Here is a 22,778-nt window from a genome sequence, read left to right on the forward strand (position 1 = left end):
GCCGTTCGACCTCGCTGGGAACAGGCCTACAGCCTAATCATGCACTTGAAGAAATCAAGATATTTGCATGAATTACATGGATATTTTTATGAATTGACATGCGATTTCGCTGAATGGGCAGCCAGCGCCTCCAGCTCTTCAGCTGCCAGTACCCGCCACTGCCCCTTGGCCAGTTCGCCCAGCTGGACTGATCCAATCGCCACCCGCACCAGCCGCAGCACCTCGAATCCCAGCACCTGCAGCAGACGCCGGATGTGCCGGTTGCGCCCCTCGTCCAGCACGATCTCCAGCCATGCGGTGCGCTCGCCCTGGCGCAGGACGGCGACGGAATGCGCCGCCAGATGCTCGCCGGCGTCCTCGATCCCGTCATGCATGCGCGCCAGCAGCGCCGCATCGGGCACGCCATCGATCTGCACGCGATAGGTCTTCAACGGCCCGGTCGCGGGGTCGGTCAGCCGTGCCGCCCATTCCGGGTCGTTGCTGAAGAACAGCAACCCCTCGCTGGCCTTGTCCAGGCGACCGACCGGCGCCAGCCATGGCATGCCGGCACCATCGAAGCAACGGTAGACGGTATCGCGGCCCCGCTCGTCGCGGACGGTGGTGACCAGGCCGCGCGGCTTGTTCAACGCCACATACAGGCGACGCACCGCCGCGATGGGCTCGCCATCCATCGTGACGCGTTGCCGGGTCAGGACGACGGGGAATTCAGGGTCCCGGACCACACGGCCATCCACACCGACCCGGCCTGCCAGCACGCGGCGCGCGGCTTCGGTACGCGAACACACACCCGCCTTGGACAGCACGCGCGCCAGGCCATGACGCGGCGCCGGTTGCGCCGCGGCGGCCTTCTTCGCGCCGGTTCCGGGAGGCGAAACGAAATGCCCGCCCTGTCTGGCAGGGCGGGCATCCGGGGAAATCCTGCGCGACATCCGGACGGCTTGCGTTACTTGACCTCGGCCGCGGGCTTGGCTTCCGCCGCAGCTTCGGCAGCCGGTGCCGCCGCCTTGACCACGCGCACACCGCGCGCCTTCATCCAGGCGTCGAACTCATCGGCGGTCATGCGCTTGCCGTTCTGGCTCATGTCGAAGCGCCAGGGCGTGTTGTCGTACTGCGTCTGCGGCTTGTAGGCCGCCGGGTCGTTGGCGTTGATCGCAGGCCGCGCCGGCATCGCGCTGGCGACGTTGTTGCAGCTTTCCACGCGCAGGCGCATCAGCACGCGGTCGAGCGACTGGTCATCGCTGAAATTCGACGTCAGCACGCCCGCCGGCATGCCGAGCTGCCCCGGGCGGGCGTACAGCTCCACGGCGACCGGCTCGATCACCGTGGCCGGCAACGGCGGCGGCACGATGGCGCTGGCCGAGCAATCGACAGCTGCGTGGGCGGCGGGAACGAGGACCAGGGCCATGGCGCCGGCCAGTGCGATACGCAGCATCGGTATTTCCATTCGTGCAGAGAACGCCGCGAGTGTAGGCATGCCCCGCAGGGCTTTCAACCTTCGCGGCACGGTTCGCGGAAAGCGCGCTTCGCCGCGTCCACGACGGGTGGCCGATCCGCGATTGGCGCAGGCGCCATTGCTTCCCGGTGGAGAGCAAAAAAACAGGGCCCGGCTTTCGCCGGGCCCTGCTCGAATCAACCGATACGTCCGATCAGTTCTGGACGTTCAGTTCGGTGCGACGGTTCTTGGCGCGACCTTCCGGGTTGTCCGAACCATCCGGGTTGGTGTTCGGAGCAATCGGACGGCTCTCGCCGTAGCCGATCGGGCCCACCAGACGCGAAGTGGCAACGCCGTGACCGGTCAGGTAGTCGTACACAGCCTTGGCGCGACGCTCGGACAGCTTCTGGTTGTAAGCGTCGGTACCCTTCGAGTCGGTGTGACCGGCGACTTCAACGCGCAGTTCCGGGTAACGCTTCAGGATCTCGCTGGCCTCGCTCAGGATCGCGACGGCATCCGGACGCAGGGTCGACTTGTCGAAGTCGAAGTTCACGCCCTTCAGGTCGATCGAGACCGGAACCGGGCAACCGTCCGGACCGACGATCTGGCCAGCCTGCGAGTTCGGGCACTTGTCGTCGCAGTTGTTGACGCCGTCACCGTCGTCGTCCAGGTCGGCGCAGCTCGGCGCGACCGGAGCCGGCGGCGGCGGGGCAACGGCGGCAACCGGGGCCGGACCCAGCGGGATCACGACGCCGACCGAAGCCAGCACGTCGCCGAACCAGTCGTTGTCCTTGCCGGCCAGGCGCGGGTTCACGCTCTGGTCGTCGAAGTCGGCGCGGTAGGCGATTTCGGCACGCACGGCGACGCGCTTGTCGAAGGTGGTCTGCAGACCGGCGCCGACCTTGGCGGCCAGGTTGCCGTCCTTGCGGTCAGCCGGCGAGTTCGGCGAGCTGATGACGTACTCTTCCTCGGCCTTCTGGTAGCCCAGGCCGAACAGAAGGTACGGGTTCCAGCCGCGGCCTTCCTGGATGAAGTGGCGACGCAGATCCAGCGAGGCGCCGTACTGCGACCAGTTCAGATCCTGGTTCTTGTCGAAGTTCGGGTTCTGGTAGTTCAGCTCGCCGTCCAGCGACCAGTTCGGGCTGATGAACTTGCCCAGGCCCAGGGTCACGAACGGAGCATCGTTGGTGCCACGGTCCTTGTCCTGGAAATTGAAGCCGGCCGAACCGGTCAGGTACCAGCGGTCGTCGAATTCCTGGGCCGACGCGGCCTGGGCAAATGCCAGACCACCCAGCAGCGCGGCGGTAAGGATCTTCTTGTTCATGAATACAACTCCTTGTTTCGGGGGTATGAAACCGGTAATGGCATGGTCCAGCACAGCGATTTCGTTCGTCGCGTCCGAAAGATGGCCGTTTCCGCACGCCAACGCGGTGCACATTATGCGCTGGGCCGTGAAGACGACGTTAACAGCTGCGTAACAAATGACGCAGCCCCGGGCTTCGGATGACCGGTGAAGCGCCACCCTATACAGCTTGGTAAAAACGCGCAAGAGCCAAGCCTGACGGGCGTTTCAGGACTGCTGACGCCGCTGCGGGGAGACGCCGGCTTGCCGCTGCCGGATGCCCGGTTCGCATCGCCTCATGCCACCCCTGCCTGAACGGCCCCTGCGTATCATGGCTTTCTCCCCTCACCGAACGGAACTTTTCCCATGAAAGCTGCCGGCCTGAGCCGCTACCTGCCGATCGAGGATCCCCGCGCCCTGGAAGACTTCGAGCTGCCCCCGCCCGCCGCACCGCAGGGTCAGGACCTGCTGGTGGGCGTGCAGGCCGTTTCGGTCAACCCGGTGGACGCCAAGCTGCGGCGTTCGGGCAAGGGCGAGGAAACCCCGCCCCGCATCCTGGGTTTCGACGCCGCGGGCACCGTGCTGGCCGTCGGTCCCGGCGTGACCGCCTTCGAGGTGGGAGACGAGGTCTACTACGCCGGCGACGTCACCCGGCCCGGCTGCAACGCGCAGTTGCAGCTGGTGGACGAAAGGCTGGTCGGCCGCAAGCCGGCCACGCTGGACTTCGCCGAGGCCGCAGCCCTGCCGCTGACCACGCTCACGGCCTGGGAACTGCTGTTCCAGCGCATGCCCTACCAGTTGGATGGGCGGCGCAACACTGGCCGGATCCTGCTGGTCATCGGCGGCGCGGGCGGGGTCGGCTCGATGGCGATCCAGTTGGGCCGCCATGCGGGATTCACCGTGGTGGCGACCGCTTCCCGCGAAGAAACCCGCGCATGGTGCCTGCAGATGGGCGCCGAGCACGTCATCGACCACCGCCAGCCGCTGGCGCCGCAGTTGCTGGCGCTCGGCATCACGCAGGTGGACGCCGCCCTCAACCTGGCCGACACCGACCGCTATTGGCAGGCGCTGGGCGAATTGCTGGCCCCGCAGGGGCATGTCGGCCTGATCGTCGAACCCGCCGGCGAGCTGCGGATCGGCGACCCCTACAAGGCCAAGTGCATCGGCATCCACTGGGAATTCATGTTCGCGCGCGCGCGTTTCCGTACCGCCGACATGATCGAACAGCACCGCATCCTCACCCGCGCCGCCAGCCTGATCGATGCCGGCGAACTCCGCACCACCCTGGCCCGGCGCCTGGGCCCGATCAACGCGGCCAACCTGCGCGAAGCGCACCGGCTGCTGGAATCGGGCAGCACCGTCGGCAAGCTGGTGCTCGAGGGCTGGGACTGAGCGACAGACGCATGCCCGATACGTGGGGCATGGAAGGCGGCCGCCCCGCCCCTCGCCCTCCCCTGCATTCCTCTTTGTTTACTTCCCCACGCTTCCCATGCCGATGCCGTCATTTCCGTCCTTCCTGCGCCTGTCGCAGCTGCTGCTGGGACTGTTCCTGTTCGGCATCGCCTCGGCGCTGATGATCCGCGCCGGTATCGGCATCGCCCCATGGGACGTGCTGGCACAGGGCGTTTCCCTCCGCAGCGGGCTGGCCTTCGGCCTGGTCACCAACCTTGTGGGCATTGCCGTCCTGCTGGTGTGGTGGCCGCTGCGGCAGCGCCCGGGACTGGGCACGGTGCTGAACGTCCTGCTGATCGGCCCCAGCGCCCAGCTCGGGCTGCACCTCGTGCCGGCGGCGCAGGGACTGCTGTGGCAGGTACCGCTGTTCTCCGCGGGCCTGGTACTGCTGGCGGTCGCGACCGGCCTATATATAGGTGCGCGCCTGGGTCCTGGACCACGCGACGGGCTGATGACCGGGCTGCATGCGCGCAGCGGCTGGGCCATCTGGAAGGTGCGCACCCTGATCGAGGCGGCAGCGCTCGCGGTCGGGTGGTTGCTGGGCGGCAACGCCGGCATTGGCACCCTGGCCTTCGCGCTGCTGATCGGGCCGCTGTGCGGGATCACCCTGCCCCTGTTCGACCGCCGCGTTCCGGCAACATCGCCGGTCGTGGCGCCGCCGGCCGACTGAGCCACTTGCCGCAGGCGGGGTTTCGCGGCACGCTGGCGCGATCCGTACGCAAGCGTATCCATCATGACGCCAGCCACCGACACCGCCTATCCCCACCTGTTCACGCCGCTGGACCTGGGCTTCACCCGGCTCCGCAACCGCATCCTGATGGGGTCGATGCACACCGGGCTCGAAGACCATGTCCGCGATTTTCCCAAGCTGGCTGCCTACTTCGGCGAACGCGCCGCCGGTGGCGCCGCGCTGCTGGTCACCGGCGGCTTCTCGCCGAACATCGCGGGCTGGCTGGCGCCATTCGGCAGCAAGTTGTCCTGGCCCTGGGAAGTGGGCCGGCACCGGCAGGTCACCGCCGCGGTGCACGGCCACGGCGCCAGCATCTGCCTGCAGCTCCTGCACGCCGGCCGCTACGCCTATCACCCGCTGCAGGTCGCCCCGTCGAAACTGAAGGCGCCGATCAATCCGTTCACGCCGCGCGCATTGTCGGCGCGGGGCGTGGAGCGCCAGATCGCCAGCTACGCCCGGGCCGCCCGGCTGGCACGCGAGGCCGGCTATGACGGCGTCGAGGTGATGGGCTCGGAAGGCTATCTGATCAACGAGTTCATCGCCCCGCGCACCAACAAGCGCAGTGATGACTGGGGCGGCGACGCCGGCAAGCGCATGCGTTTCGCCGTGGAGATCGTGCGCCGCATCCGCGAGGCCTGCGGTCCGGACTTCATCATCATCTACCGGCTGTCGCTGCTGGACCTGGTGGAAGACGGCAGCAACTGGGAAGAAATCCTGCAGCAGGCCCGCGCCATCGAAACCGCCGGTGCGACCCTGATCAACTCCGGCATCGGCTGGCACGAGGCCCGCGTGCCGACCATCGCTACCTCGGTGCCGCGCGCGGCTTTCGCCGGCGTCACCGCCAAGCTGCGCCCGCATGTGAACGTGCCGGTGATCGCGGTCAACCGCATCAACATGCCCGACGTGGCCGAGCGGGTGCTGGCCGACGGCCAGGCCGACATGGTCTCGCTGGCGCGGCCGCTGCTGGCCGACCCGCAGTGGCCGGCCAAGGCCCGCGCCGGCAGGCCGGAAACCATCAACACCTGCATCGCCTGCAACCAGGCCTGCCTGGATCACATCTTCGTCAACAAGCGCGCCACCTGCCTGGTCAACCCGCGCGCCGCGCACGAGACCGAACTGGTCTACCACCCGACCCGTGCGCCAAAACGCGTGGCGGTGGTCGGCGCAGGCCCGGCCGGCCTGGCCTGCGCCACGGTCGCGGCCGAGCGCGGCCACGCCGTCACCCTGTTCGACGCGGCCGACGAGATCGGCGGCCAGTTCAACGTGGCCAAGCGCATCCCCGGCAAGGAGGAGTTCCACGAGACCCTGCGCTATTTCCGCCACCGTCTGGCCGATACCGGCGTGGACGTGCGCCTGGGCACCCGGGTGGACGCCCCGATGCTGGCCGGCTTCGACGAAGTCGTGGTGGCCACCGGCATCTCGCCACGCAGGGTGGACTTCCCCGGTGCCGACCACCCGATGGTGGCCAGCTACCTGGACGTGCTGCAGGGCCGTGTCGAGGCCGCGGACAAGGTGGCCATCATCGGCGCCGGCGGCATCGGCTTCGACGTCGGCGAATTCCTGGTGCAGGAAGGCCCCTCGCCGTCGCTGGATCCGGCGCGCTGGATGGCCGAATGGGGCGTGGATGCGAGCTTCGAAAGCCGCGGCGCCCTGTCCCGGCCGCAGCCGGAGGCACCGGCGCGCAAGGTATGGCTGCTGCAGCGCAGCCCCGGCAAGCCCGGCGCCCGCCTGGGCAAGACCACCGGCTGGATCCACCGCGCCACGCTCAAGGCCAAGGGCGTGCGGATGCTGGGCGGCGTCGAGTACCTGGGAGTGGACGATCGCGGCCTGCGCATCCGCGTCGATGGCGCCGAGCAGTTGCTGGACGTCGGCACCGTGGTGGTCTGCGCCGGGCAGGAGCCGATGCGCGCACTGGCCGATGCGCTGACGGCGGCAGGCGTCACCGCCCATGTCATCGGCGGTGCCGACGTCGCCGCCGAGCTGGACGCCAAGCGCGCGATCGACCAGGGCAGCCGCGTGGCAGCCGCGCTGTAACCCGATCGTTTTCCAGCCTGCGCGGCTCGCTCCCGATCCGCGCAGGGGAGGACGGACGTTCCACTGTTTCACGCCCGCGGCAAAGCCGCCCCGGATCGAGGCCTGATGGCAAGCAAACGCCTTTTTTCGTGACACAGGACACATCCCATCCCGGCTTCGGCGGCGTGCCATCGCGCCCTTTCCCGCGGATCCGGCATCTGCAACGAAGCTGAATGTCAAGAATCCGCATTCAGGATGAGTTTGGGATCAGCCCCCTACCTTGCGCCGACTTTCCGCTCACCCCCCAGTTCTGGTGAGCACGGCGCAGCCCCCACGATCCGTTGATCGGGGACTGCCCACGGGGCGGCCCCGATGCCACGGCCGCCTCCCCATGACGCCAAGCCCAGTCGTCCGGTTCTCCTCCCAAGCGAGGAACAGGCAGGTTGCGGCCCATACGGAGCAAGGAGACCTATGAAACTGGCCTGGATTCTCTGGTTGTCGCAGTTGTTGCCGCAGCCGGCCGCCGATTCGCTGTGCCTGAGTACCACCGTCTATCTGGAAGCCCGCGACCAGACCCTCCGCGGCCAGCAGGCCGTGGCCGAAGTCGCGCTGCGCCGCCTCGACAGCGGGCTGTGGGGCGACTCGATGTGCCAGGTGGTGACCGCGCGCAAGCAGTTCGCCCCGACGCTGGTGGCGCCGGACACCCAGCTGCGCAACAACGACGCCTGGGCCGAGGCCGTGGACGTGGCCTTCGCCGCCGAGCGCAACTGGGCCCTGCCGGCCGGCCAGCGCAAGGAGATCGTGCCGGGCGCCAGCCACTTCGCCGCGCACGCCATCGCCAGCCCGAGCTGGCGCAATGCCTACCAGGTGGCGACCATCGGCGGGCACACCTTCTACAAGGTGCAGTCGCTCAAGCCGCGCACGTCCTGACGCGGCGGCGGATCGCGTACCAGTCACACCGGCCGACGCGCCTGTGACGATAATGCTCGGGTCATTCCACCCCCGAGGTACCCGATGAAGCTCTACACCAAACCCGGCGCCTGCTCCCTGGCCGACCACATCGCGCTGATCTGGTCCGGCCTGCCCTTTGAAGTGCAGGTCGTGGACTACGCGACCATGAAGTCGCCGGAATTCCTGGCCATGAACCCGGCCGGTGCGGTGCCGGTGCTGGAAGACGGCGGCTGGGTGCTGACCCAGAACGCGGCCATCCTGCACTACATCTGCGACAAGGCGCCGGCCGCCGGCCTGGATGGCGGCAGCGACCCGCGCACCCGCGCCGAAGTGAACCGCTGGCTGTCCTTCGTCAACGCCGACCTGCATCCGGTGTACTACCCGATCTTCGGCTCGACCAAATACCTGGAAGACGAGGCCGTCATCGCCCGCACCCAGCAGAATTCGCGCGACAAGCTGAAGGGCCTGTACCAGCGCCTCAACGACCGCCTGGCGCAGGTGGACTGGCTGGGCGGCACGCCGCGCCCCTCCATCGCCGATGCCTACACCTACGTGACCCTGCGCTGGGCGCGCGGCCTGAAGATCGACCTGGCCGGCATGGACGCGCTGGACCGCTTCGAACAGCGCATGCAGGCCGATCCGGCCGTGCAGGCCGCGCTCAAGGCCGAGGGCCTGGAGTAAGCGCGCGCATCGCCGCATGAACGACGGGCCGCCGGTTGCAGAATCGGCGGCCCGTCGTATTTCCCCTGCCGGAAGCGGCCATCAACGCACCGCCAACGTCGCCACCAGCCGCGGCTTGTCACGATAGAGCGCCGGATACTGCCGCTTCAGCGCTTCGACCTTCGGCAGGTCGTTGATGCGGATGTACGGCGCGTCCGGATGCAGGGCGAGATAGTTCTGGTGGTATTCCTCCGCCCTGTAGAAACGTTTGCCGCCATCGACCCGGGTCACTACCCGCGCGGCGAACACGCCGCTGCGCTGCAACTGGTCGATATAGGCCAGCGTCGCCGCGCGCTGCGACACGTCGTCGACATAGATCGCCGAACGATACTGGCTGCCACGGTCCGGGCCCTGCCGATCCAGTTGCGTGGGGTCGTGCACCACCGAGAAGAACACCTGCATCAGCTGCGCGTAGCCGACCTGCGCCGGGTCGTAGGTCACCTGTACCGCTTCGGCGTGGCCGGTCGTGCCCGTACCCACGCGCGCGTAGCGGGCGTCAGCCGCGCTGCCGCCGATGTAACCGGACACCGCGCTCTCCACCCCCTTCACATGCTGGAACACGCCCTGCACGCCCCAGAAGCAGCCACCGGCGAATACCACGCGTGCATGCATCACGCCGGGCTGGCGCAGATCGGCGATGCCGACCGGCGCAGGCACGCTTACCGGCGTGGAGGCGGCGTGCACCGGCCGATCGAGGCCCAATACGGCGAGCACCAGCAGGCCGGCGATCAGGACCGCAACGCCGCCGGCAACCAGTTTGTCCATCGCGGGTTTCATCGCCGGTCTCCGTGGTTCAACCGAAGGTAAAGGCGTAAGCGCGCACGCCCGGGTCGAGGAACTCGATCTCGAAGCTGCGCTCCTTCACGGCGCCGTCCTGGCGGATCAGCTGGTACAGGCGGTTGCCGTCCACCTGCCCATCGCCATCGGCGCTTACATCGCCGCCGGCCATGGCGCCTGGCGCATGGCCGTCGATACGCACCTTGAAACGTACCGGTTTGCCGGCCACCTCCGGTGCCAGCACCAGGTGCAGGTCGCGCGCATGGAAGCGGAATGCGATGCGGCCGCCCACCTGCTGCAGCCGCGCATCCTCCTCGCCGACGAGCCAGCGGCCACCCAGCGCCCACTGATTCAGTGCCAGCCGGGGCGGCACGGTGTAGTCGAACGCCCTGCCCGGGCGCAGTCCGCCCGGCGACGCGAAGTTCTCCGCGCGTGCATGGCCGATATAGGTTTCCGGCGAACGCAGGTTGCCCATGTCCGCCTCGCGCTCGACGCCGCCACGAAGTGCGGACATGGCCGGTGCAGGCGTCGTGTCGCCAGGCAACGTGTTGCCCGCTTCGCGCAGCAGCTCGCGGATGATCCGCTCGGATTCCCCGTAGTCGCCCTCGCCGAAGTGATGGGCGCGGATGCGCCCCTGCGCATCGATGAAATAGTGCGCGGGCCAGTAGCGGTTGTCGAACCCGCGCCAGATCGCGAAATCGTTGTCGAGCGCGACCGGCCAGGCGACACCCAGATCCTCCACGGCCCGCTGTACGTTGCGCACGTCGCGCTCGAACGCGAACTCCGGCGCATGCACGCCGATCACCACCAGCCCGTGATCGCGATAGCGCTCGTACCATTGGCGCACATGCGGCAGCGCACGCAGGCAGTTGATGCAGGAGTAGGTCCAGAAATCGACCAGCACTACCTTGCCACGCAGCGCCTGCACATCCAGTGGCGGGCTGTTGAGCCAGCCGGTGGCGCCGGCCAGCGGCGGCAGCGCACCTTCGACCGGCAACGCCGGCGGCGCGGCATCGCTCGCAGCCATCATCATCATGGAACCGCCCGCCGCCGGTTCATGCGCGGGCAGCGCGTCGAGAAGCCCCTGCTCCAGGCGTGCGGTGCTCAACGTCGACAGCCGGGTCAACACGCCGGTGTCCCAGCCCATCGCGATCGAGACCACCGCCAGCAGCGCGGCCACGCCCAGTCCCCGTCGGATCCATTCGCCCGCGCCCAGGTGCCGCTTCAGCGCGGCGAACACGCGGCCGCCGATCCACACCGCCAGCGCCAGCGATGTCGCCGCTCCCAGCGCGTAGGCCAGCAGCAGGCCGCTGGTGCCGATACTGGCGCCCTGCAGCGCCGCACCGGTGAGGATCAGCCCCAGGATCGGTCCGGCGCACGGCGCCCACAGCAAGCCGGTGGCGACCCCGATCAGCAGCGAACTGCCGACGCCACCGCCGTCGCCGGCCGACGCGCCCAGCCGCCCGCCGATCCGTTGCAGGGGCGACAGCAGCCGGTCCGCCAGCGCGGGCCACAGCAAGGCCAGAGCGAAGAGCGCCATCACCACCAGCGCGATCCAGCGCCCGGCCTGGTTGGCCTGTGCCACCCAGCGGCTGCCGACCGCCGCCAGGCTGGCGACGACCGCGAACATCAGCGCCATGCCGGCCAGCAACGGCAACCCGCTGCGCAGGAACGGCCGGTCCGAACGCGCGAACACGAACGGCAGCACCGGCAGGATGCACGGACTGAGGATCGTGAGCACACCGCCGAGATAGGCCAACAGGAGCAGGAGCATGGAGAGTCCTTTGTGGAATCGGGGATGGCGGTGCTCAGGCCGCGACGAAGGTCATGGCCACGCCGTTCATGCAGTAACGCAGCCCGGTCGGGCGCGGCCCGTCGTCGAACACGTGGCCGAGGTGGCCGCCGCAGCGCCGGCAGTGCACTTCCACCCGCAGCATGCCGAAGGTCGTGTCACGGTCCTCGCCGACCGCACCGTGCAGCGGCGCCCAGAAGCTCGGCCAGCCGGTGCCGCTGTCGAACTTGGTGGCCGAGGAGAACAGCGCCAGCGCGCAGCCGGCGCAATGGAAGGTGCCACGCCGGTGCTCGTTGTCGAGCGGACTGCTGAAGGCGCGCTCGGTACCCTGCCCGCGCAGCACCGCGTACTGCGCGGGTGTCAGTTGCCGGCGCCACTGGGCATCGCTGCGCATGATTTCGAAGCCACCCCGGCTGGCCGGAGGTACCGGGGCGGCCCGGCTGCAGGCGCCGGCACCGAACAGGCCGGCCGCGGCCACCGCGCCGCCGATGCCAAGCAGCCTGCGACGGGTAAGGGACATGGCCGGTCTCCATGCAGGAACGATGCGGCCATGCTGCGCCCATGGCGATCAACGAATCCTCACGCGGAGTTAAATTTTCCGTGACACATCGGCGCCGGCTTCCACCGACAATGGAGGCCACTTCCCCGCCGGCCGGACGTGCCGATGAACCGCGCCAGACGTGTGCTGATCGTCGAAGACGATGTCCACATCGCCAACCTGCTGCGCATGCACCTGCGCGACGAAGGCTACGAGGTGACCCACGCGGCCACCGGCGACGACGGCCTGCGCCTGCTCGAGAACGACACCTGGAGCGCGCTGGTGCTGGACCTGATGCTGCCCGGCGTGGACGGCCTGGAGATCTGCCGGCGCGCACGTGCGATGACGCGTTACACGCCCATCATCATCACCAGCGCGCGCGCCAGCGAGGTACACCGCATCCTCGGCCTGGAACTGGGCGCTGACGACTACCTGGCCAAACCCTTCTCGATGCTGGAACTGGTCGCGCGGGTCAAGGCGCTGCTGCGCCGGGCCGAGGCGATGGCGCAGAATGCGCGCATCGATGCCGGCGCGATCGACGTGGCCGGCATCCGCATCGATCCGGTGGCGCGCACCGCGCAGGTCGATGGCGCCGCGCTGGAACTGACGCCGCGCGAATTCGACCTGCTGCATTTCTTCGCCCGCCATCCGGACCAGGTGTATTCGCGCATGGACCTGCTCAACCAGGTCTGGGGCCATCGCCACGACGGCTACGAACACACCGTCAACACCCACATCAACCGCCTGCGCAACAAGATCGAACGCGACCCGGCGGCGCCGCGGCGCATCCTCACCGTGTGGGGACGCGGCTACAAGCTGGCCGGCGGCGGCGGGAGCGACGCATGAGCCGGCTGACGCTCTCCCAGCGCCTGTCGCTGGTGTTCTGCGCGCTGCTGCTGGTGTGCTGCGGCGCGCTGGCCTGGATCCAGATGCGCAGCACCCGCATGCACGAACAGGAAACCGTGCAGCGCCTCTCGCGCGGGCTGGCCGAGCACATCGCGCGCAGCGGCGAACTGATGGATGGGCGCGGCCTGCGCGACGGTGAAGTGCGCGCGCTGTTCGGCAAGCTGATGGCGGTCAATCCCAGCGTCGAGGTCTACCTGCTCGACGATCAGGGCCGCATCCTCGGCCACGACGCACCGGACGGCCACCTCAGGCGCGACCGCATCGACCTGGCGCCGGTGCGGGCGCTGCTGGCCGGCGCGCCTCTGCCCATCCTTGGCGACGACCCGCGCAGCCGCGATGGGCGCAAGGTCTTCAACGCCGCGCCGCTGCGCGTACAGGGCCGGCAGGTCGGCTACATCTATGTGGTACTGGTCGGCGAACAACGCGACGCGCTGGCGGCAGACGTCGCGGCCAGCGCCAGTCTGCGCACCATGCTGTGGTCGCTGGCGATCGTGGCGGCCATCGGCCTGCTCGCCGGCATCGTCGCCTTCCGCTGGGTCACGCGGCCACTGCGCCGCCTGACGCGCGACATCCAGGCCTTCGACATCGAAGGCGGCGCGCCCGCGCTGCCGGCGCCGTCCGCGCCGCCGCGTCCGGGCGAACGCGACGAACTGGTCATCCTGCAGCACAGCTTCGCCCACATGGCGCAGCGCATCGCCGAGCAATGGCGGCAGCTGCGCCAGCAGGACCAGCAGCGGCGCGAACTGGTCGCCAATATTTCCCACGACCTGCGCACGCCGCTGTCGTCGCTGCACGGCTATCTGGAAACGCTGGCGCTGAAGGACGCCACGCTCGGCGCCGACGAGCGCCGGCGCTACCTGTCCATCGCGCTGGCGCAGAGCAGCAAAGTCGGCGGCCTGGCGCAGGCGCTGTTCGAACTGGCGCGGCTGGAACACGGCGGCGTGGTGCTGGAACCGCAGGCATTCTCGTTGCCGGACCTGGTACAGGACGTATTCCAGAAGTTCGAACTGGCGGCGCGGGCGCGGCGGCAGTCGCTGGAGGCGGACATTCCTGCGGGCCTGCCCGCCGTGCTGGCGGACCTCGGGCTGGTCGAACGCGTGCTGACCAACCTGCTCGACAACGCCATCCGCCATACGCCCGAAGGCGGCCGCATCTCGGTGGCGCTGCGCGCTGCCGGCGACGATGTCGAGGTCCGCATCGCCGATACCGGCCCGGGCATCGCCCCGGAACGGCGCGCGCAGCTGTTCAGCGTGCCGTCCGCGCTCGACAGCCGGCGCCCGGACAGCGGTGGTCTCGGCCTGCTGATCGTGCACCGGATCCTGCAGCTGCATCGGCGCCGGATAGAGCTGGCCGCGAGCGATGCCGGCGCGGTGTTCGTCTTCTCGCTGGCGGCGGCAGGCCGCAGGCCCACCCCGCCGGAATGACGGCCGACCGCGCCGGCGGACCGCTCAGCCAATCTCGCGGATCACGTTGCCATGGCCGTCGCGAAGCTGCGTCGGCACCACTTCCACCTGCAGCCTTCCGCCTGGCAATGGATAGACGCCACGCGTGGAACGGATGCTCTGCAGCATCGCCGCGAGGGTGTCGTCGGACAGCACGCAGCGCGCGCTCTCGTCGTCCAGCTGCAGGTCGTCCGCGATGCCCGGTTCGAACCGCCATTGCCGCTCCCTTCCAAGCACCACCAGCGGCCTGTCGTGCGGCAGGCGCAGCGGCAGCAGCTCCAGCACGCTGTCCACCTGCCCGGCGCCCAGCACCAGCGTGGTGCCCGTGCCGTCGGCGGACCAGTCCAGCGTGTCCACGAACAGCATGCCGGTGCCGGAACCTTCGCGCCGGCTCCCGGCCTCCACCTGCGCGGCCAAAGCCGGATCGTGCAGCAGCGATGCGCGCTCAAGCACGGTGATCCATGACGGCATCGCCGGTTCGAGCGCGGCCATGACACCCAGCGTCGACCAGCGCCTGATCGCCGCCATCTCCTCGTCGGTCACGCCTACCATCTGCAGGAAACCCAGGCGCCCGTTGGGCGTGTCGATCGCAGGCAACCGCGGGTCGGCGACGAAGGCCAGGTGGCGCAGCTGCGTGTCGGCATCCAGCGCGATCGGGCCATTGGCGTCGAGGTGATGCCCGGCCTCGAACACATTGCCGCTGCCGAACACGTAGCGCGCCACGTTCTGCATCAGGTTCAGCGGCCACAGGGGAACGTCGCCGCCCCTGCCCTCGCCGGCGGCAAGGCGGAACGTCAGTTCGAAGCCGAAGCCGCTTTCCTGCAGGTCTTCGCTCTGCTTGCCGTACAGCTCGGAGAAGCCGTAAGTGACATAGTGCCAATGCGGTCGCGGCAGTTCGCTCCAGTACACGCTGATGCCGTCCAGCGGATCGTCGCCGCCCAGCGTGTGCGATACCAGCGTGCCGTAGTGCCTCGGCTCCTGCCCCGGATACAACGCGCACAATGCCGCGTTGATGGCGTCCCATCCCGCGGTACCGGTTTCGTCGCCGTCCTGTCGATCCATGCCTGGGACTCCCTGGGTAAGAGGCCGCATGATAGTGCCGGCCGTCGGCAGGCGGTCAGGCGCACGCCGGATCGCCGCGCACCCTGACCGTCGCAGGCATCACGCCAGTACCAGCGCCCGGGTCTCTTCCAGCCAGCGGTTGGCGAATGCCGGGCTCTTGGCCTTCCCCAGGGCGGCCGCCACTTCCGGCCACAGCTGTTCCAGCCCCACCGCATTGCGGCTGCGCTCGATCCTGAGCTGGATCAGATACCCCTTCAACCCGAGGTGCCTGCGCACCGACTCGGCCATCCAGTCGCGCAACTGCTGGCAGCGCAGCGGATCGTCGCCCAGCTGCGTGGTGACCGGCACCGGTGGCGCGCGCTCGATGCTGCCACCAACCGCCTCGATCAGCCCCAGCGCCAGCAGCTGTTCCAGCACGTCCTCCGGCGCATGCAGTCCCTGCGCCATCTGCTGCAGCTCACGGCCGTCGCGCTGCCCGTCCACCAGCAGCAATACGGAACGCAGCGCCGGCGCCAGGCGCAGCCCGCGGTCTTCGATCTCGCGACGGCCAGCCGCCGTCTTGGCATGGATCAACGCCATTCCCCCTCCCGCATTTGTGCATCGCAACCACGATGCGCGCGAACGGCAACCGGAGCCCCCGCCCCGTCATGCTTGCCCGCACGCGCACCGCCCCCTGCGATCGCCGCCCCGCGGCCCGCGCTATGTCCCCAGCGCGCGGCGGATTTCCTCGAGTGCGCCCGGGTCGTCCAGTGTCGACAGATCGCCCGGGTCGCGCCGCTCCGCCAGAGCCTGCAGCGAACGCCGCAGCAGCTTACCCGAACGGGTCTTGGGAAGCGCATTGACGATATGCACATGGGCCGGGCGCGCCACCGCCCCCAGCGACGCGGTGACCTGCCGCACCATCTCCGCCGACAGCACCGCGACCTCGTCCGCGGCCGCCGCCTGCCTGAGGGTGACGAACACCAGAGGCACCTGTCCCTTCAGCTCGTCGCGCACGCCGATCACCGCCGCCTCGGCCACGCGCGGATGGCCGCAGACGGCCTCCTCGATCTCGCGCGTACCCAGCCGGTGCCCGGCCACGTTGATCACGTCGTCGGTGCGGCCGAGGATGAAGGTATAGCCGTCCTCGTCGCGGATGGCCCAGTCCAGCGAGCTGTACAGCAGCTCGTCGAAATGGCTGAAATAACTCTTGAGGAACCGTTCGTCGTCATTCCAGACCGTGCTCATACAGCCCGGTGGCAGCGGCGGCTGGATCACCAGCACGCCCTTCTTCCCGGGCGCGACTTCAGCGCCGGTCTGCTCGTCGATCACCTTCATCCGATAACCGAGATTGGGAAAGCCGGGCGAGCCGAACTTCACCGGCTTCATGTCCAGGCCCGGCAGCAGCGTCAGCGCCGGCCAGCCGGTCTCGGTCTGCCAGTAGTTGTCGATCACCGGCTTGCGCAGCGCATCGCCGATCCACTGCGCAGTGGGCTCGTCCAGCGGCTCGCCGGCGAGGAACAGGTACTTCAGGTCGGACAGGTCGTGGCGATGGATGAAATCCGCGTCGTGCTTCTTCAGCACGCGGATCGCCGTGGGCGAGGAGAACATCGTGCGCACGCCGTACTGTTCGCACAGCGCCCACCAGATGCCGGGGTCTGGATTCGTCGGCAGTCCTTCGTACAGCAGCGACGTGCAGCCGCCGATCAGCGGCCCGTACACGTTGTAGGAATGCCCCACCGCCCAGCCGACGTCGGAGGTGGAGAACATCACCTGGCCCGGCGCGCAGTCGAACACCGTGCGCATCGACTGCGCCATCGCCACCGCGTAGCCGCCGACATCGCGCTGCACGCCCTTCGGCTTGCCGGTGGTGCCGGAGGTATAGAGCAGGTAACTGGGCTCGTTGGACTCCAGCCATTCCACCGGCACTTCGACATCGCCGATCTGTCCGCGCAGCGCGGCATAGTCCTCGTCGCGCCCCGGGACCTTCGCCATGGCCGCATCCAGCCCGCGCGAGACGATCAATACCTTCGGTGGCGGGCTGGCGGCCTCGGCGCACGCCGCATCGACCATGGGCTTGTACGGAATCACCTTGCCGCCACGCATGCCCGCGTCGGCAGCGACCAGCAGCTTCGGCCTGGCGTCGTCGATGCGCAGCGCCAGGTTGTGGGCGGCGAATCCGCCGAACACCACCGAGTGCACCGCACCGATGCGCGCGCAGGCCAACATGGCGAACACCGCCTCGGCCATGTTCGGCATGTAGATCACCACGCGGTCGCCGCGGCCGACGTCCAGTTCCTTGAGTACCGCGGCGAATGCGTTCACTTCGCGATGCAGCTGGCGGTAGGTGATCTCGCGGGTCGTGTCGGTCTCGGTGGAAACGACCACCAGCGCCAGCTGGTCGGGACGCTCCTGCAGATGGCGGTCGACGGCGTTGTAGCAGAGGTTGGTCTGGCCGCCGACGAACCAGCGCCGGAACGGCGGATTGGAGTAGTCCAGGATCTGCCGGGGCGGGCGGTGCCAGTGGATCGCCCTGGCTTCCTCGGCCCAGAACGCCTCGGGTTCCTCGATGGAACGGCGATGGATCTGCTCGTACTGCACGACACCCTCCGGCACCTGCCTTGTTCGTCCGAGCATAGTCCCGCGTGGATCGCCGCTCCCTGCGACGATGGTCGTACGACGAAAGCCGAAGCCGCTAGAACGGACAGGGCGAGACGAACGCCATCGCTTCGCCGGTCAGCGGATGCACGAACGCAAGGCGGCACGCGTGCAGGTGCACGCGCGGCGCGGGCGCGGCGCCATACAGCACGTCGCCGACAATGGGGTGGCCCAGGCTGGCCATGTGCAGCCGCAGCTGGTGGCTGCGCCCGGTGACCGGTTCCAGTTCGACCCGCGTGCGGCGCGCCGCCGCGTCGCGCGCCAGCACCCGCCAGCGTGTCAGCGCCGGCTTGCCGTGCGCGTGGTCCACCTTCTGCTTCGGCCGGTTCGGCCAGTCGCAGACCAGCGGCAGGGCGATCTCGCCGCCGTCGTCCTCGATCATGCCCTCGACCACGGCCTCGTAGCGTTTGCCGACGCGGCGCTGTTCGAACTGCGTCGACAACGCCGCCTGCACTTCCCTGCCGCGCGCGTAGAGCATCAACCCGGAGGTCACCTGGTCCAGCCGGTGCACGGTCAGCACGTCCGCGTGCCTCGCCTGCAGCCGCGACACCAGGCAATCCTGGTTCTCCGGCAGCCGCCCCGGCACGGACAGCAGGCCGGCGGGCTTTTCCGCCACCAGTAGTGCGTCATCGATGTAGTGCAGCGCGATGTCGGGGTACATGCGGTACGCAGATGGAGAACAGGAGCCGGACACGGGCCGGTATCACCAAAGCAGAACGGGGAAGCCTGAGCTTCCCCGTTCGTCATGCCATCGGATCGCTGCGGTTACAGCAGATCGGCCACGCCGGCGCGCTCTTCTTCCAGCTCGGCCAGGGTGATGTCGATGTACTTCCTGGAGAAATCGTCGATCGGCAGGTCCTTGATGATGGTGTACTTGCCGTTCTCGGTGGTCACCGGGAAACCAAACACCACGCCTTCCGGAATGCCATAGGAGCCGTCGGACGGCACACCCATCGTCACCCACTTGCCGTTGCTGCCCAGCACCCAGTCATGCACATGATCGATGGCGGCATTGGCGGCCGACGCGGCCGAGGACAGGCCACGGGCGGCGATGATCGCCGCGCCGCGCTTGCCGACGGTCGGAATGAAGGTGTTGGCGTTCCATTCCTGGTCGTTGATCAGCTCGGCCACCTGGGCGCCGCCGGTGGTGGCGAAGCGGTAGTCCGGGTACATGGTCGGGCTGTGGTTGCCCCACACGGTGAACTTCTCGAAGCTGTCCACGGCCTTGCCGGTCTTGGCCGACAGCTGGCTCAGGGCGCGGTTGTGGTCCAGGCGCAGCATGGCGGTGAAGTTCTTCGGGTCCAGGTCCGGCGCCGACTTCATGGCGATGTAGGCATTGGTGTTGGCCGGATTGCCGACCACCAGCACCTTCACGTCGCGCCTGGCGACGGCATTGAGCGCCTTGCCCTGCACGGTGAAGATCTTGGCGTTCTCCAGCAGCAGGTCCTTGCGCTCCATGCCCGGGCCGCGCGGACGGGCGCCGACCAGCAGGGCCACGTCGACGTCCTTGAACGCCACCAGCGGGTCGGCGGTGGTCACCACGCCGGCCAGCAGCGGGAACGCGCAGTCTTCCAGTTCCATGACCACGCCCTTCAGCGCGGCCTGGGCCTTTTCGTTGTCGATCTCGAGCAGCTGCAGGATGACCGGCTGGTCCTTGCCCAGCATTTCGCCGGAAGCGATGCGGAACAGCAGGGCGTAGCCGATATTGCCGGCAGCGCCGGTCACGGCGACACGTACGGGTGCTTTCATGGGGGTTTCCTCTGCTAAGAAAGGTGTCTTGGGACTGCCCCGGCCTTCGCGGCCGCGGAGACGGGGCTGGAATGAGTCGGCATCACCAGAACGGCCACCTTTGCGGGTGGCCGTCGGCAGGTCAGGCGGCGAGGATCTTGTTCCACTCGGCCACGCGGTCGGCCTGGGCGGCCAGCACGGCGTCGGCATCGCCCTCGATGGTGATCTTGTTGATCTGGTCGCCCTGCTTGACCGAATCGACCACGTCCAGGCCTTCGGTCACCTTGCCGAACACGGTGTGCTTGCCATCCAGCCAATCGGTCTTGATGTGGGTGATGAAGAACTGGCTGCCGTTGGTGTTCGGGCCGGCATTGGCCATGGACAGCACGCCGCGCTCATGGCGCACGCCGTTGCTGGTCTCGTCCTCGAAACGGTAGCCCGGGCCGCCGCGGCCGGAACCTTCCGGGCAGCCACCCTGGATCATGAAATCGGCGATCACGCGGTGGAAGTTCAGGCCGTCGTAGAACCCGCGCTTGGCCAGGTTGACGAAATTGGCCACGGTCAGCGGCGCCTTGTCGGCGAACAGCTCGACCTTGATCGGGCCGCGGGAGGTGTCGAAATGGGCGGTCAGGGACATGGGAATCCTTGTGGGAGAATACGTCTATCGCAGACCGCATAGGATACACCCGCCCCGACAGACCGACCTCCCCCGCCCCCGCCCGGCCGTTGGCTGAATGCCCGTTCCGAGGCCCTTCACGGCCCCTTTTCGCAGATCGGCCACATGCCCGTATAATGTTGGACTTCTTTTCCCCATTCACGGCACCGGCTGGCCGTCTTTCGCATGTCCATCGAAAACCTTCGCAACATCGCCATCGTCGCCCACGTCGACCATGGCAAGACCACCCTCGTCGACCAGTTGCTGAAGCAGTCTGGCACCCTGTCCGAGCGCACGGTGCTGGCTGAGCGCGTGATGGACAGCAACGACCAGGAAAAGGAACGCGGCATCACCATCCTGGCCAAGAACACCGCCATCAACTGGCAGGGCAACCGCATCAACATCGTCGACACCCCCGGACACGCCGACTTCGGCGGCGAAGTGGAGCGCGTGCTGTCGATGGTCGATTCGGTGCTGCTGCTGGTCGACGCGATGGACGGCCCGATGCCGCAGACCCGCTTCGTCACCCAGAAGGCCTTCGCGATGGGCTTCAGGCCGATCGTCGTGGTCAACAAGGTGGACCGCCCGGGCGCGCGCCCGGAATGGGTGATCGACCAGGTGTTCGACCTGTTCGACAAGCTCGGCGCCACCAATGAGCAGCTGGACTTCCCGATCGTCTATGCCTCGGGCCTGAACGGCTACGCCGGCATGGAAGACACCGTGCGCGACGGCGACATGACCCCGCTGTACGAAGCGATCATGAAGTACGTTCCGGCGCCGGAAGTCGAGACCGAAGGTCCGTTCCAGATGCGCATCAGCCAGCTGGACTACAACAACTTCGTCGGCGTGATCGGCATCGGCCGCATCCAGCGCGGCAAGGTCAAGAAGAACATGCCGGTCAGCATCGTCGACCGCGAAGGCAAGAAGCGCCAGGGCAAGATCCTGCAGGTGCTGGGCTTCATGGGCCTGGAGCGCATCGAGGTCGAGGAAGCCCAGGCCGGCGACATCGTGGCCATCTCCGGCATCCAGGAACTGACCATCTCCGACACCGTCTGCGCGCTGGACACCCCGGAGGCGCTGCCGGCCCTGACCGTGGACGAGCCGACCATCTCGATGACCTTCCAGGTCAACAACTCGCCGTTCGCCGGCAACAAGGACCTGTCCGGCGGCAAGTTCCTGACCAGCCGCCAGCTGAAGGAGCGTCTGGAACGCGAGACCGTGCACAACGTGGCGCTGAAGGTCGAGCAGCTGGAAGACGCCGACAAGTTCCTGGTTTCCGGCCGCGGCGAGCTGCACCTGTCGGTGCTGATCGAAACCATGCGTCGCGAAGGCTATGAACTGGCCGTGTCGCGCCCGGAAGTCATCATCAAGGAAATCGACGGCCAGCTGATGGAGCCGATCGAACAGCTGGTGGTGGACATCGAAGAGCAGCACCAGGGCGGCGTGATGGAGAAGCTGGGCACCCGCAAGGCCCTGCTGGAAAACATGGAATCCGATGGCAAGGGCCGCGTGCGCCTTGACTTCAAGATCCCGGCGCGCGGCCTGATCGGCTTCCAGAACGAGTTCAAGACCCTGACCCAGGGTTCGGGCCTGCTGTTCCACGTGTTCGACCACTACGGCCCGAAGGAACAGGGCGCCATCGCCAAGCGCCTGAACGGCGTGATGATCGCCAACGCCCCGGGCGCCACGCCGGCCTACTCGCTGGGCCCGCTGCAGGAACGCGGCAAGCTGTTCGCCGCCGAAGGCGACAACGTGTACGAAGGCCAGCTGATCGGCATCCACTCCAAGGACAACGACCTGACCGTCAACGCGATCAAGACCAAGCCGCTGACCAACATGCGCGCTTCGGGCAAGGACGACGCGATCCAGCTGACCCCGGCCATCAAGTTCTCGCTGGAGCAGGCCCTGGACTTCATCGACGACGACGAACTGGTGGAAATCACCCCGAAGGAGATCCGCCTGCGCAAGAAGTTCCTGACCGAAAGCGATCGCAAGCGCGCCTCCCGCGCCGGCTGATCGACTTGACCGCGCGCAAGCCCTACAACCCGGATCCGCACGCGCATCCGGGACTTGCCGCCATCGCACTGCTGGAAGCGATCAAGGCCGTGCTGGCCTTCCTCGCCGCCGCGGGCCTGGAGATCTCCGGGCCCGCTCCCCTGCGCACCATCGTCAATACGCTGATCCGCCGCGTCGGTGCCGATCCCGAGCATGGGTCGTTCTCCACGCTGCTGGACATGATCACGCCCGACACCGTGCACGTCGGCGCCATCGCCCTGGTCGCCTATGGCCTGCTGCGCTCGCTGGAGGCCTGGGGCCTGTGGCGCGCCAAGGCGTGGGCTTCGTGGCTGGGCTGCATTTCCGCGGCGCTGTACCTGCCGCTGGACGTCTACGCCATCGCCCGCCATCCCGGCTGGGCCTCCTGGCTACTGCTGGCCGTCAACATCCTCGTGGTCTGGGTGCTGGCCCGGGACATCGGCAAACGCCGGCCGCCGGTCGCGCGCTGACGTTCGGCTCCCCGGGATCGCGTACGACCTCCCCTTACGCCCTACGCCCCACATCGCGCTGAACCGCGCGCAGCAGCGTGCCTGGGTCGTGGGTAGT

21 protein-coding genes are annotated in these 22,778 nt (G+C 68.2%); 9 read left to right on the top strand and 12 right to left on the bottom strand.

What is annotated here, in order from left to right; translation table 11 throughout:
* Window positions 1-86: 86 nt before the first annotated feature.
* From AC1DGW_RS16195 to AC1DGW_RS16205, 3 genes are all read right to left on the bottom strand, one after another.
* A complete protein-coding gene (locus AC1DGW_RS16195) occupies window positions 87-929 on the bottom strand; it encodes a pseudouridine synthase (RefSeq protein WP_478024977.1) in 843 nt (280 codons plus the stop codon).
* A 14-nt stretch (window positions 930-943) separates the two neighbouring features.
* On the bottom strand, window positions 944-1,432 hold the full coding sequence (locus AC1DGW_RS16200) for a hypothetical protein (RefSeq protein ID WP_478024979.1): 489 nt from the start codon (window positions 1,430-1,432) through the stop codon (window positions 944-946).
* 214 nt (window positions 1,433-1,646) lie between these two features.
* A complete protein-coding gene (locus AC1DGW_RS16205; protein ID WP_478024981.1) occupies window positions 1,647-2,756 on the bottom strand; it encodes an OmpA family protein in 1,110 nt (369 codons plus the stop codon).
* Window positions 2,757-3,140: 384 nt separating this feature from the next.
* Between AC1DGW_RS16205 and AC1DGW_RS16210 the strand changes: the two genes are divergently transcribed.
* The 5 genes from AC1DGW_RS16210 (at window position 3,141) to AC1DGW_RS16230 (ending at window position 8,601) form a co-directional block, all read left to right on the top strand.
* Complete coding sequence (locus tag AC1DGW_RS16210; RefSeq protein ID WP_478024983.1) at window positions 3,141-4,166, top strand: zinc-binding alcohol dehydrogenase family protein; 1,026 nt, start codon at window positions 3,141-3,143, stop codon at window positions 4,164-4,166.
* 103 nt (window positions 4,167-4,269) lie between these two features.
* Window positions 4,270-4,896: a membrane protein YczE gene (yczE, locus tag AC1DGW_RS16215; protein WP_478024985.1), complete on the top strand. Its 627-nt coding sequence runs from the start codon at window positions 4,270-4,272 to the stop codon at window positions 4,894-4,896.
* 63 nt (window positions 4,897-4,959) lie between these two features.
* The gene (locus tag AC1DGW_RS16220; RefSeq protein WP_478024987.1) at window positions 4,960-6,990 is read left to right on the top strand and encodes an oxidoreductase; all 2,031 of its coding nucleotides are present in this window, start codon (window positions 4,960-4,962) and stop codon (window positions 6,988-6,990) included.
* A gap of 450 nt (window positions 6,991-7,440) precedes the next feature.
* Complete coding sequence (locus tag AC1DGW_RS16225) at window positions 7,441-7,899, top strand: cell wall hydrolase (RefSeq protein ID WP_054663411.1); 459 nt, start codon at window positions 7,441-7,443, stop codon at window positions 7,897-7,899.
* 84 nt (window positions 7,900-7,983) lie between these two features.
* Window positions 7,984-8,601 (top strand): glutathione S-transferase family protein, encoded by a 618-nt coding sequence (locus AC1DGW_RS16230; protein ID WP_478024990.1) that lies wholly within the window; start codon window positions 7,984-7,986, stop codon window positions 8,599-8,601.
* A gap of 81 nt (window positions 8,602-8,682) precedes the next feature.
* Here the strand turns inward: AC1DGW_RS16230 and msrA are convergent, their stop codons facing one another.
* Genes msrA through msrB form a run of 3 tightly spaced genes read right to left on the bottom strand, consistent with a single transcriptional unit; the run spans window position 8,683 to window position 11,729 of the window.
* A complete protein-coding gene (gene msrA / locus AC1DGW_RS16235) occupies window positions 8,683-9,417 on the bottom strand; it encodes a peptide-methionine (S)-S-oxide reductase MsrA (RefSeq protein ID WP_478024992.1) in 735 nt (244 codons plus the stop codon).
* Between the two features lie 16 nt (window positions 9,418-9,433).
* A complete protein-coding gene (locus tag AC1DGW_RS16240) occupies window positions 9,434-11,191 on the bottom strand; it encodes a cytochrome c biogenesis protein DipZ (protein WP_478024994.1) in 1,758 nt (585 codons plus the stop codon).
* A 34-nt stretch (window positions 11,192-11,225) separates the two neighbouring features.
* The gene (gene msrB, locus AC1DGW_RS16245; protein WP_478024996.1) at window positions 11,226-11,729 is read right to left on the bottom strand and encodes a peptide-methionine (R)-S-oxide reductase MsrB; all 504 of its coding nucleotides are present in this window, start codon (window positions 11,727-11,729) and stop codon (window positions 11,226-11,228) included.
* Between the two features lie 144 nt (window positions 11,730-11,873).
* Here msrB and AC1DGW_RS16250 point away from each other — a divergent pair, with 144 nt between their 5' ends.
* Window positions 11,874-12,593: a response regulator transcription factor gene (locus AC1DGW_RS16250; protein WP_478024998.1), complete on the top strand. Its 720-nt coding sequence runs from the start codon at window positions 11,874-11,876 to the stop codon at window positions 12,591-12,593.
* Entirely contained in the window at window positions 12,590-14,077 is a 1,488-nt protein-coding gene (locus AC1DGW_RS16255; RefSeq protein WP_478025000.1) for a sensor histidine kinase, read from the top strand. Before AC1DGW_RS16250 ends, AC1DGW_RS16255 begins: the two co-directional genes overlap by 4 nt.
* A gap of 24 nt (window positions 14,078-14,101) precedes the next feature.
* Here AC1DGW_RS16255 and AC1DGW_RS16260 read toward each other — a convergent pair whose 3' ends face one another.
* The 6 genes from AC1DGW_RS16260 to AC1DGW_RS16285 form a co-directional block, all read right to left on the bottom strand.
* The gene (locus tag AC1DGW_RS16260) at window positions 14,102-15,157 is read right to left on the bottom strand and encodes a suppressor of fused domain protein (RefSeq protein ID WP_478025002.1); all 1,056 of its coding nucleotides are present in this window, start codon (window positions 15,155-15,157) and stop codon (window positions 14,102-14,104) included.
* Between the two features lie 99 nt (window positions 15,158-15,256).
* Window positions 15,257-15,736, bottom strand: coding sequence for a hypothetical protein (locus tag AC1DGW_RS16265; protein WP_478025004.1), 480 nt, complete (start codon window positions 15,734-15,736; stop codon window positions 15,257-15,259).
* Window positions 15,737-15,856: 120 nt separating this feature from the next.
* Window positions 15,857-17,737: a propionate--CoA ligase gene (prpE, locus tag AC1DGW_RS16270; RefSeq protein WP_478025006.1), complete on the bottom strand. Its 1,881-nt coding sequence runs from the start codon at window positions 17,735-17,737 to the stop codon at window positions 15,857-15,859.
* Between the two features lie 94 nt (window positions 17,738-17,831).
* Window positions 17,832-18,455: an RluA family pseudouridine synthase gene (locus AC1DGW_RS16275; protein WP_478025008.1), complete on the bottom strand. Its 624-nt coding sequence runs from the start codon at window positions 18,453-18,455 to the stop codon at window positions 17,832-17,834.
* A 104-nt stretch (window positions 18,456-18,559) separates the two neighbouring features.
* A complete protein-coding gene (locus tag AC1DGW_RS16280; RefSeq protein ID WP_478025010.1) occupies window positions 18,560-19,543 on the bottom strand; it encodes a malate dehydrogenase in 984 nt (327 codons plus the stop codon).
* Between the two features lie 121 nt (window positions 19,544-19,664).
* The gene (locus AC1DGW_RS16285; RefSeq protein ID WP_478025012.1) at window positions 19,665-20,159 is read right to left on the bottom strand and encodes a peptidylprolyl isomerase; all 495 of its coding nucleotides are present in this window, start codon (window positions 20,157-20,159) and stop codon (window positions 19,665-19,667) included.
* Between the two features lie 204 nt (window positions 20,160-20,363).
* Here AC1DGW_RS16285 and typA point away from each other — a divergent pair, with 204 nt between their 5' ends.
* Complete coding sequence (gene typA, locus AC1DGW_RS16290; protein WP_153190548.1) at window positions 20,364-22,193, top strand: translational GTPase TypA; 1,830 nt, start codon at window positions 20,364-20,366, stop codon at window positions 22,191-22,193.
* Between the two features lie 5 nt (window positions 22,194-22,198).
* Complete coding sequence (locus AC1DGW_RS16295) at window positions 22,199-22,681, top strand: DUF2127 domain-containing protein (protein ID WP_478025015.1); 483 nt, start codon at window positions 22,199-22,201, stop codon at window positions 22,679-22,681.
* The last annotated feature ends 97 nt before the right edge of the window (window positions 22,682-22,778 follow it).

Source organism: Stenotrophomonas sp. 05N423, from assembly GCF_056397145.1.

What these genes read in the sequence shown, in the direction of transcription:
- AC1DGW_RS16195 (WP_478024977.1), bottom strand. Translation starts at nt 929, where the DNA reads ATGTCGCGCAGGATTTCCCCGGATGCCCGCCCTGCCAGACAGGGCGGG.
- AC1DGW_RS16200 (WP_478024979.1), bottom strand. Translation starts at nt 1,432, where the DNA reads ATGCTGCGTATCGCACTGGCCGGCGCCATGGCCCTGGTCCTCGTTCCC.
- AC1DGW_RS16205 (WP_478024981.1), bottom strand. Translation starts at nt 2,756, where the DNA reads ATGAACAAGAAGATCCTTACCGCCGCGCTGCTGGGTGGTCTGGCATTT.
- AC1DGW_RS16210 (WP_478024983.1), top strand. Translation starts at nt 3,141, where the DNA reads ATGAAAGCTGCCGGCCTGAGCCGCTACCTGCCGATCGAGGATCCCCGC.
- yczE (WP_478024985.1), top strand. Translation starts at nt 4,270, where the DNA reads ATGCCGTCATTTCCGTCCTTCCTGCGCCTGTCGCAGCTGCTGCTGGGA.
- AC1DGW_RS16220 (WP_478024987.1), top strand. Translation starts at nt 4,960, where the DNA reads ATGACGCCAGCCACCGACACCGCCTATCCCCACCTGTTCACGCCGCTG.
- AC1DGW_RS16225 (WP_054663411.1), top strand. Translation starts at nt 7,441, where the DNA reads ATGAAACTGGCCTGGATTCTCTGGTTGTCGCAGTTGTTGCCGCAGCCG.
- AC1DGW_RS16230 (WP_478024990.1), top strand. Translation starts at nt 7,984, where the DNA reads ATGAAGCTCTACACCAAACCCGGCGCCTGCTCCCTGGCCGACCACATC.
- msrA (WP_478024992.1), bottom strand. Translation starts at nt 9,417, where the DNA reads ATGAAACCCGCGATGGACAAACTGGTTGCCGGCGGCGTTGCGGTCCTG.
- AC1DGW_RS16240 (WP_478024994.1), bottom strand. Translation starts at nt 11,191, where the DNA reads ATGCTCCTGCTCCTGTTGGCCTATCTCGGCGGTGTGCTCACGATCCTC.
- msrB (WP_478024996.1), bottom strand. Translation starts at nt 11,729, where the DNA reads ATGTCCCTTACCCGTCGCAGGCTGCTTGGCATCGGCGGCGCGGTGGCC.
- AC1DGW_RS16250 (WP_478024998.1), top strand. Translation starts at nt 11,874, where the DNA reads ATGAACCGCGCCAGACGTGTGCTGATCGTCGAAGACGATGTCCACATC.
- AC1DGW_RS16255 (WP_478025000.1), top strand. Translation starts at nt 12,590, where the DNA reads ATGAGCCGGCTGACGCTCTCCCAGCGCCTGTCGCTGGTGTTCTGCGCG.
- AC1DGW_RS16260 (WP_478025002.1), bottom strand. Translation starts at nt 15,157, where the DNA reads ATGGATCGACAGGACGGCGACGAAACCGGTACCGCGGGATGGGACGCC.
- AC1DGW_RS16265 (WP_478025004.1), bottom strand. Translation starts at nt 15,736, where the DNA reads ATGGCGTTGATCCATGCCAAGACGGCGGCTGGCCGTCGCGAGATCGAA.
- AC1DGW_RS16275 (WP_478025008.1), bottom strand. Translation starts at nt 18,455, where the DNA reads ATGTACCCCGACATCGCGCTGCACTACATCGATGACGCACTACTGGTG.
- AC1DGW_RS16280 (WP_478025010.1), bottom strand. Translation starts at nt 19,543, where the DNA reads ATGAAAGCACCCGTACGTGTCGCCGTGACCGGCGCTGCCGGCAATATC.
- AC1DGW_RS16285 (WP_478025012.1), bottom strand. Translation starts at nt 20,159, where the DNA reads ATGTCCCTGACCGCCCATTTCGACACCTCCCGCGGCCCGATCAAGGTC.
- typA (WP_153190548.1), top strand. Translation starts at nt 20,364, where the DNA reads ATGTCCATCGAAAACCTTCGCAACATCGCCATCGTCGCCCACGTCGAC.